The sequence below is a fragment of the Streptomyces sp. NBC_00433 genome (genome assembly GCA_036015235.1).
Taxonomy (GTDB): Bacteria; Actinomycetota; Actinomycetes; order Streptomycetales; family Streptomycetaceae; genus Actinacidiphila.
Map to the genome: position 1 here is coordinate 1,250,233 of CP107926.1, position 14,617 is coordinate 1,264,849.

General features: G+C 69.3%; 9 protein-coding genes. 1 reads left to right on the forward strand and 8 read right to left on the reverse strand.

Annotated elements, in window-relative coordinates; translation table 11 throughout:
- The first annotated feature begins 141 nt into the window (after positions 1-141).
- Complete coding sequence (locus OG900_04860; protein WUH89545.1) at positions 142-474, forward strand: helix-turn-helix domain-containing protein; 333 nt, start codon at positions 142-144, stop codon at positions 472-474.
- A 76-nt stretch (positions 475-550) separates the two neighbouring features.
- On the opposite strand, the gene OG900_04865 is transcribed toward OG900_04860, so the two are convergent.
- From OG900_04865 to OG900_04900, 8 genes are all read right to left on the reverse strand, one after another.
- Positions 551-2,074, reverse strand: coding sequence for a glycoside hydrolase family 43 protein (locus tag OG900_04865; GenBank protein WUH89546.1), 1,524 nt, complete (start codon positions 2,072-2,074; stop codon positions 551-553).
- A gap of 168 nt (positions 2,075-2,242) precedes the next feature.
- Positions 2,243-3,352 carry a ricin-type beta-trefoil lectin domain protein gene (locus OG900_04870; GenBank protein WUH89547.1) on the reverse strand — a complete coding sequence of 370 codons (1,110 nt, stop codon included), beginning with the start codon at positions 3,350-3,352 and terminating at the stop codon, positions 2,243-2,245.
- 34 nt (positions 3,353-3,386) lie between these two features.
- Entirely contained in the window at positions 3,387-4,778 is a 1,392-nt protein-coding gene (locus OG900_04875; protein WUH95615.1) for a ricin-type beta-trefoil lectin domain protein, read from the reverse strand.
- 197 nt (positions 4,779-4,975) lie between these two features.
- The gene (locus OG900_04880; protein WUH89548.1) at positions 4,976-6,496 is read right to left on the reverse strand and encodes an endo-1,4-beta-xylanase; all 1,521 of its coding nucleotides are present in this window, start codon (positions 6,494-6,496) and stop codon (positions 4,976-4,978) included.
- A gap of 56 nt (positions 6,497-6,552) precedes the next feature.
- Entirely contained in the window at positions 6,553-8,535 is a 1,983-nt protein-coding gene (locus tag OG900_04885) for an alpha-L-fucosidase (GenBank protein WUH89549.1), read from the reverse strand.
- Positions 8,536-8,622: 87 nt separating this feature from the next.
- Positions 8,623-11,031 carry a ricin-type beta-trefoil lectin domain protein gene (locus OG900_04890; GenBank protein ID WUH89550.1) on the reverse strand — a complete coding sequence of 803 codons (2,409 nt, stop codon included), beginning with the start codon at positions 11,029-11,031 and terminating at the stop codon, positions 8,623-8,625.
- 153 nt (positions 11,032-11,184) lie between these two features.
- Positions 11,185-12,837: a ricin-type beta-trefoil lectin domain protein gene (locus OG900_04895; GenBank protein ID WUH89551.1), complete on the reverse strand. Its 1,653-nt coding sequence runs from the start codon at positions 12,835-12,837 to the stop codon at positions 11,185-11,187.
- 117 nt (positions 12,838-12,954) lie between these two features.
- A complete protein-coding gene (locus tag OG900_04900; protein WUH95616.1) occupies positions 12,955-14,367 on the reverse strand; it encodes a ricin-type beta-trefoil lectin domain protein in 1,413 nt (470 codons plus the stop codon).
- Positions 14,368-14,617 lie beyond the last annotated feature (250 nt).

Consider the following 14,617-nt stretch of genomic DNA (forward strand, 5'->3'; position numbering starts at 1 on the left):
TCCCGCCCTCCTCTGGGCGGACCCGCGGACATGGAGAGCCGGCGCAGTTCCCAGGCCGGCAGATGGTGTAACCCGTTCCTTCGGGGCCTTGGTGCCGTACGGCACCAAGGCCCCTCCAGGCGTGTTCCGCAGAGAGACGAGATGACAGCAGACGACTCGTACAACCGGCTCGACGACGACGACTACCCCGCCTACACCATGGGCCGGGCCGCCGAACTGCTCGGCACCACCCAGGGCTTCCTGCGCGCCATAGGCGAAGCCCGCCTGATCACCCCGCTGCGCTCCGCCGGTGGCCACCGGCGCTACTCCCGCTACCAGCTGCGCATCGCCGCCCGCGCCCGGGAACTCGTCGACCAGGGCACGTCGATCGAGGCCGCCTGCCGCATCGTCATCCTCGAGGACCAGCTCGAAGAAGCCCAGCGCATCAACGAGACCCTGCGCCACTCCCAGGCGGACGAACACGCCGACGCCTGACCGGATCTTCCGGCGGGCTCGGGCCCCCACCCGAGCACCGCATACGGTGTGCCGGCTCCGCGACAAGGACGGGCCGTCAGACCGGGGATGCCTCCTCGTAGTGGAACCAGTCGAAGGCGACGGTGCCGTCGACGGCGTACATGCCGATCACCCGTCCCGTGAAACCGGTGGCGACCTCGGTGGACAGGTAGCGGCCTTCCAGTTCGGCGAGCGGCTCCGCGCCCGGGGCGTCGGGTTCGCCGAGCCAGAAAGCGACGGTGTCGGGGCCGGTGGGCTCGATACCGGGGAATTCGGGGGACGGGGACACGACGTCCGTGGTGCGGACCGTGACGGTGAGGGTGAGAGGGCCGGCCGTCACCGGACGACGGGCCAGCGTCTGGCGCAGCGGGCCGATGCGCGCGATGACGCTGATCTCCCCGTCGCCGACCTCCAGGTCGTAGTGGTGGGCCTCGTCCATGCGCACGCTCAGGCCGCCGCGACCCCTCCCCGGGTCGAGCAGGGCGGCGACGCGGCAGTCGTGGTGCTGCTGGCGGTGGCCCACAAAGGTGTATCCGGGCCGGTCGAGGGTGGGTCCGGTGGCGGTGAGAGTGAGCCAGCCCTGGCGCTCGGTCAGCGACCACGAGTCGTCGGGGCGGGCGTAGGGCGATATCCAGTGCGGTGCGAGCCCCGGCGCGTCGAAGTCGTCGCGGGCGGGCGGCGCCGGGAGGGGGTGCCAGGCGCCCCCGGGCGCGGAGTGGCGTTCGGGCACGGGTGCCACCACCGGCCAGCCGCTGCCGTCCCACTCCACGGGAGTGAGGAATGTTTCGCGGCCGAGCACCTGGAAGTTGGGCGTGTAGCCGCGGGGCCGGGTGCCGAGCAGCACCATCCACCAGCTCCCGTCGGGCGCCGTGACCAGGTCGGCGTGGCCGGTGCTCTGGATGGGGCGGTCGGTGGCGCTGTGGGAGAGCACGGGGTTGGCGGGGGCGCCTTCCCAGGGGCCCCGCGGTGAGCGCGCGCGGGCGATGGACACCGCGTGGCCGCGCTCGGTGCCGCCTTCGGCGATCAGCAGATACCACCAGTCGTCCACGCGGTACAGGTGCGGCGCCTCGGGATACTTCAGGCCGGTGCCCGACCAGGTGGGGAACGGTCCTTCCAGCACCTCGCCCTTGACGGGGTCGATCCGGGCGATGTGGATCCCGGGAACGGTGAAGGCGCACCAGCAGGTGCCGTCCTCCTCCCACGCCAGGTCCGGGTCGATGCCGGGCAGGTCGATCCATACCGGGTCCGACCAGGGGCCCTCGGGCCGCTCAGCGGTGACGATGAAGTGGCCGCCGCCGCTGACATTGGTGTTGATCACCCAGAAGCGGCCGTCGTGGTGGCGGATCGTGGGCGCGTACAGCCCGCGGGACGCCATGGTGCCCGGCAGCGGAAGCGGCAGTTGCCCCGGCCGGTCGAGCACGTTTCCTATCTGCTGCCAGTGCACCAGGTCCTTGCTGTGGAAGAGCGGCAGACCGGGGACGTACTCGAAACTGGAGCACACCAGGTAGTAGTCGTCGCCGACCCTGCACACGCTCGGGTCGGGGTGGAACCCGCTGATCACCGGGTTGTCGAATGTCCGCACAGGACGTGTTCCCTTCTCGTTCCCAGGGCCTGCTGCCCGAGCGACCGTATACGACCGCCGCGGCCCCGGGCCCGCCGGGCGCCTTGTGGCGCCCGGCGGGGTGTCACGGAGTACGGAGGGGGAACCCCGCGCGACTCCGCTGCCTTCCGGCAGGGGAAAGGAGTCACGTCATCCGCTGGTGAGGGTCCACTTCTGGTTGGCGTTGCCGTTGCAGTCCCACAGCTGGAGCTGCGTGCCGTTGACCGTGGACGAGGCGGGATCGTCCAGGCAGCGGCCGGAGACGGGGTTGCGGTAGCCGCCGTTGTAGCTCTGCCAGACCTGGTTCGTCCCGCCGTTGCAGGTCCATATCTCCACCTTGGTGCCGTTGGCGGTGCCCCTTCCTGTGGCGTCCAGGCACTTGCCCACGGCGCGCAGGGTGCCGTCGGCGTAGGCGGACCAGGCTTGGGCCGGAGCGTTGTCGCAGCTCCATATCTGCACCGGGGTGCCGTCGGCGCTGCTGCCGCCGTTGACGTCGAGGCATTTCCCGGCGATGCCCGACACCACCGGGGCACCCGCCGGCACCGGGCTGTGCAGCCAGCCGGCACTGTCCGCGGCCTGGACGCCCCGGTGGAAGGCGTCGGCCATCTTCTGGTAGCCCCCGTCGTTGGGGTGCAGGGAGTCGGACAGGTCGGCGCTGGTCAAGGCGCTCATGTCCACGTAGCCGACATGCTTGCCTGCCGCCTGCTCGCTCTGCACGATGCCGGGAATGGCCTGGTTGTAGGCGGCCCGGTGCTGCTCCTCGCCGGCGCTGGTGGACACGATCAGCGACGCCAGCAGCACGGTGGCGTCGGGCACGTCGGCGGTGATCTGGTCGACCAGGGACTTCAACCGGGCGGTGGCCGTGGAGACCTGGTAGTTCCCGTTGAGGTCGTTGGTCCCGATCTCCAGTGTCACGACATTGGGCCGGTAGCGGGCCAGGGCGGCGTCGGCCAGGGCGGCGATCTGGTCGATGCGGTACCCGGAGTGCCCTTCGTTGTCCGGGTCGGACATCGTGCCGTTGCGCAGGGTGCCGACGAAGTCCGACGGATGGCCGTCTGCCACCAGCTCGTTGCGCAGCGGGCCCCGGTAGCCGTTGCCGGTACTGCTCCCGACGCCCCACGTGATCGAGTCGCCCAGCGGCATCACGGTCAAGGCTGTCGTGGACGCCGCCGGCGTGGCGGCTGCCGCGGTCACGCCGGCCGCCGCGGCGAGCGAGCCGGCGGCGAGCGCGACCAGGAGGGCGGACAGTGGTTTTCTCATCGCTTCACGCTCCGACTCGGCGCGGGCACGGGGGTCATCGGTAGCCCGCCGCGGCGATGTCGGCCTGGACGGCGTTGTCGGTGGCGTCCGAGGGGTAGCCGGCGACGATGGCTCCTTCGTAGAAGGTGCCTTGGGACTGGTTGGTGTTGCCGTTGCAGCAGTCGCCGCCGCTGCCGAGGATGATGGCCCCTTGCTTCTTCATGGGGCTGTAGCCCGGGGGCAGTCCCCCGTCCCAGAGCGTGCTCAGGCCGCCGGACTGGGCGTTGGCGCCCTTGATCGCGAATCTGGACGTGCCGTTGTTCTTGAGCATCGCGGTGACGTACTTGCTGGTGAAGGCGTGCTGGTTGGAGTTCCAGGACTGGCTGCCGCCGGAGTAGAGGCCGTATTCGAGATCGGCCTGCACCCACGGTCCGCTGCCGGAGCAGCCGCCGAACCAGCAGCTGGTGCCGAAGTAGATGGCGTCCATGGCGCCGGCACCGTCGGCCCTGCGGTCGGTCTCGCTGTTGCCGTAGTCGAAGCAGCAGCCGCTGTTGACATGCGTACCGCTGGTCACCATGTACGCGCCTTCGGGTGCGCTGCCGGTGGGCACACCGGTCAGGTGGCCGTCCCGCCAGTAGCTGTTACCGGGCTTGATGTACAGCGAGTACGCCTTCGAGCCGCCGACGGTCAGCGACTCGGAGGTCGCGCTCGCGGCGGTGTCCGAGCCTCCGACACCGCCGGGGCCCTGGTAGCCCACGTTGTTCCCGTGCCCCGACTGGTCGTAGACCGTGGTGATCACGCAGGAGGTGCCGGAGCAGAAGGCGTCCTGCGCCGCTGCGTCGGCCGGGCCGCCCGCGCTGACCACCCCGATGTTCCGGGTGGCGCTGTCGGACGAGCGCCTGACCTGGTAAAGGCTACCGCTGTAGGACGAGTAGAGCGCCCTGACCGTGCTGTGCGCGGCCACGCACGGCGTGCCGCCGGCGGCGTAGATGTCGCACGCGTGGGATCCGCCGGTCGGCGGCGGCGTCGTCGTGGTGGAGGTGGTCCACTTCTGGTTGCCCTGCCCGTTGCACGTCCACAGGATGACCGCGGTTCCGTTCGCGGTACCCGCGCCGTTCACGTCCAGGCACAGCCCCGACTGGACGCCGGTGATCGAGCCGTCGGAATTGTGCCGCCACTGCTGGTTCGACTGTCCGTTGCAGGTCCAGATGAGCACCGCCGTGCCGGGAGTGGTCTGCTGGTGCGAGGCGTCCACGCAGCGGGTGCCGCCCAGCGTCTGCAACTGCCCCGAGGAGGTGAACTCGAAGGCCTGGCCGGACTGACTGTTGCAGTCGTAGATGTCCAGCACCGTGCCGGCCGTGGAATCACCGCCCTTCACGTCGAGGCAGCGTCCCGACGCCGTGCCCACCAGGGGCGCCGCCGCCGCCTGTGCGGTGTCGGGTGTCATCAGTACGGCTGTGACGATCGCGGCGAGCAGGGTCAGCACGGTGGCGACCGCGGCGAAGGGGCTGTGCCGTCTGTGCGGGCGCCAGGTGGAGGGGAGGGCGAGGGAAGGCAGCATCGGTGCGACTCCTTGGTGGGGGGATGGGACGCGGCGGCCGCCCGGTCGGCACGAGGCCTACCGGGCGGCCTTCGGCGCAGGGGTCAGCCGAACGTCCAGTGCTGGTTGGACTGGCCGTTGCAGGTCCACAGCTCGGCCAGGGCGCCGTTGGCCGTCGAGGCGCCGGTGACGTCCAGGCACAAGCCGGACTGGGTGCCGGTGACGGTGCCGTTGGAGTTGACGCTCCACTGCTGGTTCGCCCCGCCGTTGCAGTTCCAGATCTCCACCTTCGTGCCCGGGGTGGTCTGGTGGTTGTAGGCGTCCAGGCACAGCTGGCCGCCACCGGAGGAGACCGCCAGCTGCCCCGACGAGGTCCGCGTCCAGGTCTGGTTCGCCTGGCCGTTGCAGTCCCATATCTGCACCTGGGTGCCCGCCGTGGTGGACGAGTTCGGCACGTCCAGGCACTTGCCCGCACCCACCGCGTGCAGCGCGCCCGACGTACCCGTACTACCGCCGCCGCCGGTGGTGCCGCCGGTTCCCCCGCCCGTGGTGCCGCCCAGGGCGGCGACGGCGGCGTTGTAGGCGGGCTTGGGCTGGTAGTTGCTGTCGTACATGGTGGCGGCGCCGTAGCCGGGGAAGGTGCCGGGGATCCAGGAGTGGCCGTCGTCCACGCCCCACTGGCTCACTCCCACGCAGCGGGAGACCGCCAGGCAGTCGTTGACCACGGTGCCGTAGTCGTTGGCCTGCTGCTGGAGGTTGGAGCTGTTGGTCGGCAGCTGGATGCGGTCGTCCAGTTCGGTGATGGCGACGTCGAGGCCGAGGTTGGCGAAGCGCTGCATGTTCGCCAGCATCGACGAGGGGACCTGGCCGGCGATGAAGTGCGCCTCCAGGCCGATGCCGCCCAGCGGCACACCTTGGGCGACCATGGTCTGCGCCAGGCTGTAGAGGGCGTTGCTCTTCGCGTTCTCGCCCTCGATGTTGTAGTCGTTGATGTACAGCTTGGCGTTCGGGTCCGCGTTGTGGGCGGTGCGGATCGCGTCGGCGAGGTAGCCGGAGCCCATCGCCTTGTAGAACACGTCCTGGCGCAGGCTGCCGTCCTCGTTGTAGGGCTCGTTGATGACGTCCCAGGCGTAGATCTTGCCCTTGTAGTGGTTGGCCTCGGTGGTGATGTGGGACTCCATCACGCCCTGGACCTGGTTCAGCGGCAGGCTGCTGACCCAGCTGGGCAGTTGGGAGTGCCAGACCAGGTTGTGGCCGCGTACGCGGGCGTTGTGCGCCTGTGCCCAGTTGACGATCTGGTCGCCGGGGCCGAAGTTGTACGAGCCGTTGGACCGCTCGGTGGTGTCCCACTTCATCTCGTTGCCGGGGGTCACCATGTCGAACTGCGTGTTGGCGATGGCCATCTCGCCGCTGATGTTCAGGTCGCCGTCGGTCAGCGCGGTGCCGAAGTAGCGGTTCTGCGCCTCGGCGAGGCTGCGCAGCGAGGTCGCCGCCTGCGCGGTGCCGGCTGTACCGAGAGCGAGCAGTGACGCGCCGGCCAGGGCGACGGCCAAACCCGCGGCCAGAGCGCCCGAGCGGGCCGACCGCAGACGCGGCAGCCGGTGGGTGGGGTTGTGGGGGGACATGCGGACTCCTGCGGTCGGTCTGGGGGCGCGGTGTCGGTGGCACCGCCCCCGGGCGGTCATATTCCGGTGATGGTCCATTCGTTGTTGGTGTTGGAGTTAGGTGCCCACATCACCGCGGTGGCGCCGGCCGTGGTGCTGCCGGCGCCGTCGAGGGCGGTACCGGTGCCGCGGTTGACGATCTGGTAGCGGTTGTTGCCGAGGCTGGTGAGGGACCACTGCTGGTTGTTGCCGCCGTTCCAGGCGGACTGCCGGGCGGGGGCGCCGTTGGCGGTGTTGCCCCAGCTGTCGGCCACCATGCCGTTGGTGCGGTTGACGATGCGGTAGTAGCCGCTGCCGAGGTCGACGAGCTGCCACTGCAGGTTGTTGCTGCCGTCGTAGTTCCACTGCTTGAGGTTGGAGCCCGAGGCGACGCTGCCGCCGCTGTCCAGGACCAGTCCGGTGGTCACGTTGGCGATCTTGACGTACCCGGTCCCGGTGCCGCCGCCGCCGAGCGAGGGGATCTGGCCGGAGAAGGTGAGCTTGACCGTGTATGCCAGCGCGCTGAAGGGTGCGCCGGAGGAGGGCATGGACAGGTGCAGCCCTGAACCGTCCTGCGTGGGGGCAGGCAGGTTGGTGTAGCTGCCCGCGGCGTTGTTGAGCAGCTGGGCGCTCGTCAGGCTGCTGATGTTGAACTGGTTGGAGTTCAGCGTCGTGATGGTCATGGTGCTGCCCTGCCAGCCCAGTGCGGTGGCGTAGAGGACCTTGTTGTCCTGGCTGCGGGTGAACCGCACGTCCTTGGCGGTGCCGGCCTTGGGGCCGCTGAAGGAGCCGCCGCCCATCGCGGTCGGGCCCTCGCCGTAGCTGGACCAGGAGCGCGTGCCGTAGACGGCCTCTCCGAAGCGGCCGAGCCAGTCGCCCATGGCGCGCAGGATCGTCTGCTGCCCCGAGGGGATGGTGCCGTCGGCCATGGGGGCGATGTTCAGCAGCATGGTGCCGCCCTTGGCGGTCCGGTCGATCAGCGCGTGCAGCAGCGCCTGGGTGGTGTAGTAGCCGATGCCCACCGTGTAGCACCAGCTGGAGGACGAGATGCTGTCGTCGGTCAGCCAGTAGGGGGCCATCAGGCCCGCGGGGCCGCCCCGCTCGAAGTCGAAGACCTCGCCCTTGTTGTCGAAGCCGTCCTTGTAGGTGGCGACGACGTCCTTGTTCCACGCGACGGCCTGGTTGTAGTAGTACGCCAGGAACTGCAGCCGAGTGGACTCCTGCACCAGGCCCAGGTCGAAGTCCTGCCAGATCAGGTCGGGCTGGTAGCCGTTGATCACCTCGGCCAGCTTGTTGTACCAGAGCTGGTTCTCCGCGGACGAGCCCTGCTGCCCGTAGAGGATACGCAGTGTCGCGTCCGACTGGTAGGGCACGTGGTCGTAGTAGCCGTTGAAGTGGTAGGCGTGGTGGAGCGAGGCCATGAACTTCAGTCCCTGCCCGCGGATGGCCTGCGCGTGCTGGCCCACGAGGTCGAGCTTGGGGCCGTGCTTGACCGAGTTCCACGGGTTGGACGAGCTGTTCCACATCGAGAACCCGTCGTGGTGCTCCGCGACCGGCCCGGCGAACCTCGCTCCCGCGGCCTTGAACAGCTGCGCCCACGCGGCGGGGTCGAAGTTGCCGCCCTGCGAGGCCAGTTTGGGAGCGAACTGCACGAAGTTGCCGGACTTGTCCCGGGCGCCGTCGATGAAGTTGTTGTACGGCCACGCCGAGGGATCGCCGTAGGTCGCGATGTGGTGCTGGTTCTCGGCCGAGCCGCCGATGTACATGTTCCGCGGATACCACTCGTTGCCGAACGCCGGGACGCTGAAGGCGCCCCAGTGGTAGTAGATCCCGAACTTCGCGTCCTGGAACCAGGCCGGCGCCGGAGGATGCTGGTCGACGGAGGACCAGCTCGCCGTATAGCTGCCGGGGCCGTCGGTCGCGCGCGCGTCGGGGGCGAACCGCAGCAGCCCGGCGGTAGCGGCCGCTCCGGCTGCCGCCAGCAGGCTGCGCCGGCTCGGCTGGAAGGATGAGGAGGACATGGGGGGCCTCTCAGCAGATCGATGGGGGGGGAGGGACCGGGGACCCCGGGTGCTGCGGGGTCCCCGGTCGGCCGGAGGGGCGACGGATCAGCCGCGTGTCCATTTCTGGTTGCTGCCGCCGGTGCAGGTCCACAGCTCCAGCAGGGTGCCGTTGCCGGTCCCCGCAGCGGTGGCGTCCAGGCACAGGCCGGACTGCGAGCCCGTGATGGTGCCGTTGGCGTTGAGCGTCCACTTCTGGTTGGCGCCGCCGGTGCAGGTCCAGATGTCGACCTTGGTGCCGGGGCTCGTGCCCTGGCCCGAGGCGTCGAGGCAGGTGCCGCCGTAGACCCGCAGCTCACCGGCCGAGGTGCTGGTCCACTGCTGGTTGGTGCCGCCGTTGCAGTCCCACAGCGCCACCTGGGTGCCGGACGTCTGCGACTGGCCTGGCACATCCACGCACCGGCCCGAGCCGGCTCCGACGATCGTGGACGTGGTGCCGCCGCCGGTGCCGCCGCTGCCGGGTGTGATGGACAGGTTGTCGAACTGGGCCGTCTCGGTCTGAGCGGTCTGGAAGCCGACCTGCCCGCCGGCGAAGGCGTAGTCGTTCACCGAGCCGACCGCCGCGCCGTCGATCACCGCGGAGATGGTCGAGCCGGAGAAGGTGAGACCCAGGGTGTGCCACCGGTTGGTACCCAGGGCGGCCACCGTGCCGTGCGCCAGGGTGGTGGTGCTGCCGTTGGTGCTCGAACTCAGGATCGACCACGCTCCCGCGTCGGTCACCCGCAGGTGGTAGGCGTTCAGACCGCCCGTGGTCGTGTAGTCCTGCGAGTTCGCGCGGCCGAGCAGGTCCGCGTATCCCGACTGCTCCAGCAGCACGTCGGAGGAGACGGTGTAGTTGCTCCAGCCCACGTCACCGAGCAGGGCGTGCGGATCGGACAGCGCGTCCCAGGTGATCGGCTTCTGCGGGCTCATCTGGCGCTCGCACATCCCGCTGCGGCCGCCCCCGCAGGCGGTCGTCTCGAAGGCGCCCTGCCAGTCCATCAGGTACTTCGCCTCGGAGCCCACCGCGTAGCTGTCGAAGGAGTCGCTGTAGGGCAGGCTCAGACTGCCTGCGGCGGGCCCGGTGGCGGTGCCCTTGCCCTGGCCGGTGGTGGTGGTCAGCGTGTAGACGTAGCCGGGCTGTGCGGTCAGGCTGAAGCTCCCGTTGGACGGGGTGATGTCCGCGGCGTGCACGAAGTAGTCGGCCTGGTTATTGGAGTTGACCTTCGTCGACCACACGTGCACGGTCCCGGTCGACAGCCCGCCGGCGACATTGAAGTTCAGCGTCTGGGCGCTGCCGGCGTCCACCGTCTCGATGACCGTGGAGTAGTCCGAGTTGTTCGTGGACTTCAGCGACACGTAACTGCCGTTGCTGCGGTTGCCGCCGATGTATCCGCTGGACGAGTCGAGGTACTTCCAGCCAGGAGCGGTGAACTGGGTCGTCTGCGCCATCACCCAGGCGTTCTTGCCGACCGAGTACGAGCCCGACCACGGCTGCGAGGCCAGCGCGACACCCATCGTGGGATACGGCAGGTTCGGCGTGACCGCCGCGACGACCGGCCAGTTGAGATACGCCGTCATCTTCCCGTCGATGTAACCGCGGTTGATGCCCCGCGCCATCGCCTGCGCGCCGCCGTTGTAGTCGTCGGACCCGTTCTCGCTCGCCCACAGCTGCTTGCCGGACGACGTGGCGGCCGAGGGCACCGAGCAGTTGGACTGCGCCGATCGGTAACCGCACGGATAGTGCGTACCGATGATGCTCACCGAGCCGGCGAAGGTCGGGTTGGAGTTGATGTCATTGGCGATGGACCAGTCGGAGTCGGCCCCGACGATCTTGATGCCGGAGTAGCCGTTGCTGTTGAGCGCGCTGCGCAGCTGCTCGTACCACGAGACGTTGTAACCGCGCTCGTTCCACCCGCCCAGGTAGTCGATCGTCAGACCGTGTTGCTTGGCACAACCCAGCCACGAGACCAGGTAGTTGACCATGTCGGTGGACCAGAAGTTGCCGTTGCCGATCCACCCGGGCGCCCCCCACGCCAACCCGTACAGCTTCAGGTTCGGATTGCGCGCCTTGGCCTGCTCCATCAGCCACCACTCGTAGCCCCGGTTGCAGTTCAGATCGGACCTGGTGTGCTGGTGGCTCGGCTCGGCGCCCGACGTGGAATTGGTGTCGCCCCCGATCTCCGCCTTCAGAATCTGCAAGGAGGCGCCGTAACCGGGCCGGAAAAGGTAGTCCAGGACCTGGCTGCGCTGAGGCTCCGGATAGTCGATCAGGAGCCGGCTGTTGCCGCCCCCACCGCTGATCGCACCGACGCCGTCGAAAGTCCGGCCGCCGGACGCTCCGTTGATCGTGATCGAGGTCGCGGCGTCGGCTGGCGCGGCGACCGTACCCACGATGCCGCCGGCGGCCAGGACGAGCCCGATGAGGACGGCCGTCGAAACCCGTATTCGCCGGAACAATCGGCTGAGTGCTGACACAGTGCGTTCCTTTCGCAAAGGCGCAACAGGTGGGGTGCCGGGTGGGTGGCCAGGGGCGGGAGCCGCCCGCCCCTGGCCGCGCGTACGGTTGGTCCGGCGTGCGCCGGGACGGCGGTTGGCCGCCGCCCCGGCAGTTTTCATGAGGTGGTCAGGTCAGCTCAGAGACCACTGCTGGTTGGACTGGCCGTTGCAGGTCCACAGCTCGGCCAGTGCGCCGTTGGCCGTCGAGCCGCCGGTGACGTCCAGGCACAGCCCGGACTGGGTGCCCGTGACCGTGCCGTTGGAGTTGACAGTCCACTGCTGGTTGGGTTGCCCGTTGCAGGTCCAGATCTCCACCTTGGTGCCGGGTGTGGTCTGGTTGTTGTAGGCGTCCAGGCACATCTGGCCGCTGCCGGAGTAGACCGCCAGCTGGCCCGAGGACGTCTTCGTCCAGGTCTGGTTGGCGCCGCCGCCGCAGCTCCAGATCTGCAGCTGGGTACCGGCGGTGGTGGAGGAGTTCGGCACGTCCAGGCACTTGCCCGCACCCACCGCGTGCAGCGCACCCGTCGTACCCGTACCGCCGCCGCCGCTCGTGCCGCCGGCGACCCTGTACATCACCGTGCCGTGCGAGGGCACCGAGGCGCTGATGGTGCCCGAGGTGGTGGACGTCGCGCCCGACCACAGGTCGGTCAGGTTGTAGCTCGACGCACCGGTCTTGCCGATGGCGGCGACCGACGTGCTGATGGTCGCCGTCGACCCGGTCTCGTTGAACAGCGCCACGGACACGTCGCCGTTGGCCAACGGCTTGGCCAGGACGTCCAGGCCGCCGGACGAGGAGACCATCGTGCCCTGCTTGCCCAGCGGGTCCTGGTCGACCGCGATCACCCGGGAGTTGGTCAGCGTCGACAGTGTGGCCGCGCTGGCCGAGGCGATGTTGGTGCCGGCGATCAGGGGTGCGGCCATCTCCGACCACAGGCTGAACTCGGAACGGCTCTCCGTGGTGGTCAGCGAGCCGTTGCCCACCTCCAGCATGTCCGGGTCGTTCCAGTGCCCCGGCCCGGCGTAGGAGGCCAGTCCCACGTTGCTGTGGAAGATGGACAGCATGCTGGAGTAACTGGCCTGGATGTCACCGGTGGTACGCCAGCTGTTGCCGACGCCGGCCCCCCAGGTCCACACGTTGTCCTGGCCCCAGTTGCACAGGCTGTAGAGGATCGGACGGCCGGTTGCGGCGAGGGCGTCGCGCATGGCGGTGTAGCGGGACTGGGCGTTCACGCCGGAGTTGTTGCAGTTGTCGTACTTCAGGTAGTCCACGCCCCAGGACGCGAACGACTGCGCGTCGGTGGTCTCGTGGCCCAGACTGCCGGGGTATCCGGCGCAGGTCGCCGTTCCCGCGTCCTCGTAGATGCCCAGCTTCAGGCCGAGGGAGTGCACGTAGTCGGCGGTGCCCTTGATCCCGTCGGGGAACTTCGCGGGGTCGGGGACGAGGTGCCCGCCGCTGTCGCGTGAGTGGGTCAGCCAGCAGTCGTCGATGTTGACGTAGGTGTAGCCGGCGGCCTGCATCCCGTTGCTGTGCATGGCCTGCGCCGTCGACTTGATCAGCGACTCCGACACGTTGCACCCGTAGGCGTTCCAGTCGTTGAACCCCATCTGCGGGGTTGTCGCCAGCCCGTTGCCCAGTGCGGCGGCGGGTTGGGCGGCGCCCAGGGTGGCCAGGGGTGCCGCTGCGGAGAGCAGGGCGACGGAGAATGTGAGCGCTAACGTCCTCCGGAGGGACCGAGGGGCTGGCGGCTGGGGCGAACGCTTGGCTCGCGCACTGAACAGGGGCATGATTCCTTGACTCCTGAACCTGATGGCGGGGGGACATGGGGCGGGGGGGCGGGTGCTGCGGTGGTCCTCCGGGGTGTCCCGGAGGACCACCTACCCCACCCCCCACGGGTGAGGTGGTCAGCGGTAGCCGGCTGCGGCGACGTTGGCCTGGACCGCGTTGTCGACGGCGTCGGACGGGTAGCCCGAGACGATGGCTCCTTCGTAGAAGGTGCCCGCGCTCAGGTTGGCGCCGCCGCCGGGCTTGCAGCAGTCGCCGCCGCTGCCCAGAACGATCGCCCCTTGCTTCTTCATGGGGCTGTATCCGGACGGCAGGGCCCCGTCCCACAGTGTGGTGAGGCCGCCGGACTGCGCGTTCGCGCCCTTGAGCGCGAAGCGCGACGTGCCGTTGTTCTTCAGCATCGCGGTGACGAACTTGCTGGTGAAGGCCCGCTGGTTGCTGTTCCAGGACTGGCTGCCGCCGGGGTAGAGGCCCCATTCGAGATCGGCCTGGACCCACGGGCCGACGCCCGAGCACCCGCCGAACCAGCACTGCTTGCCGAAGTTGATGGCGTCCATCGCCCCGGCCGCGTCGGCCTTCCTGGTCGTCTCGCTGTTGCCGTAGTCGAAGCAGCAACCGCTGTTGACATGCGTGCCGCTGGTCACCATGTAGGTGGTCTCGGGTGCGCTGCCGGTCGGCACACCTGTCAGGTGGCCGTCCCTCCAGTAGCTGTTACCGGGGTTGACGTACAGCGAGTAGGCCTTGCTGCCGCCCGCGGTCAACGACTCCGTGGTCGCGTTGGCCGGGCTGCTCTGGCTCGATCCCGGCACCTGGGCGGATCCCTGGTACCAGAGGTCGTTGCCGCGCCCGGACTGGTCGTAGACCGCCGTGATGACGCAGGAGGTCCCCGAGCAGAAGGAGTCCTGTGCGGCGGCGTTGGCATAGCCGCCGGCAGCCAGTACGCCGATGTCCCTGGTCGTGCTGTCGGAGGAGCGCCGGACCTGGTAGAGCCTGCCGCTGTAGGAGCCGTACAGCGCCCGCACCGTGCTGTGGGCGGCGACACACGGGGTACCGCCGGCACCGTAGATGTCGCACGGGCCCGACCCGGTAGGCGGCGGTGTCGCCGAGGTGTTCCACTTCTGGTTGCCCTGGCCGTTGCACGTCCACAGGATGACCGCGGTTCCGTTGGCCGTGCCGGCCCCGTTGGCGTCCAGGCACAGGCCCGACTGGACGCCGGTGATCGACCCGTCGGAGTTCTGCCGCCACTTCTGGTTCGCCTGGCCGTTGCAGGACCAGATGATCGCCGGAGTGCCGGGGGACGTCTGGTTGTTGGAGGCGTCCACGCAACGGCTGCCGTTCATCGTCCGCAGCTCTCCCGCCGACGTGAACTCGAACGCCTGGCCCGCCTGGCCGTTGCAGTCCCATATCCGCAGTGCGGTCCCCTGGGTGTCGACGCCGCCGGTGACATCGAGGCAGCGCCCCGAGGCGGCTCCGACCAGGGGCGCGGCTGCCGCCGACGCCGGTAGCGGCCAGGTCAGCGCCGTCGCCAGCATCGCGGCCAGCAGCGCCAACACGGCGATGACGGCGGGCGCCGGCGAGCTGCGTGCGAGAAGGGCAGGACTTCGGTACCGAACGGATGAAGACTGCATGGTCTGTCCTTGGCGATGTGGGGGGAAGAGCCCGCTTTGTTAGCGCTAACCTCAAGGCTCCTCGACGCGGGCTGGCCGCGAGCCACAACAGCGAGGCATGGGATGAATTTACAGGTGGCTGGCTGGTCGATGTCCAGACCCCTGCGTCGCCTAT

Coding starts and splice junctions, on each gene's coding strand:
- OG900_04860 (WUH89545.1), top strand. CDS start 142: ATGACAGCAGACGACTCGTACAACCGGCTCGACGACGACGACTACCCC.
- OG900_04870 (WUH89547.1), bottom strand. CDS start 3,352: ATGAGAAAACCACTGTCCGCCCTCCTGGTCGCGCTCGCCGCCGGCTCG.
- OG900_04875 (WUH95615.1), bottom strand. CDS start 4,778: ATGACACCCGACACCGCACAGGCGGCGGCGGCGCCCCTGGTGGGCACG.
- OG900_04880 (WUH89548.1), bottom strand. CDS start 6,496: ATGTCCCCCCACAACCCCACCCACCGGCTGCCGCGTCTGCGGTCGGCC.
- OG900_04885 (WUH89549.1), bottom strand. CDS start 8,535: ATGTCCTCCTCATCCTTCCAGCCGAGCCGGCGCAGCCTGCTGGCGGCA.
- OG900_04895 (WUH89551.1), bottom strand. CDS start 12,837: ATGCCCCTGTTCAGTGCGCGAGCCAAGCGTTCGCCCCAGCCGCCAGCC.
- OG900_04900 (WUH95616.1), bottom strand. CDS start 14,367: ATGCTGGCGACGGCGCTGACCTGGCCGCTACCGGCGTCGGCGGCAGCC.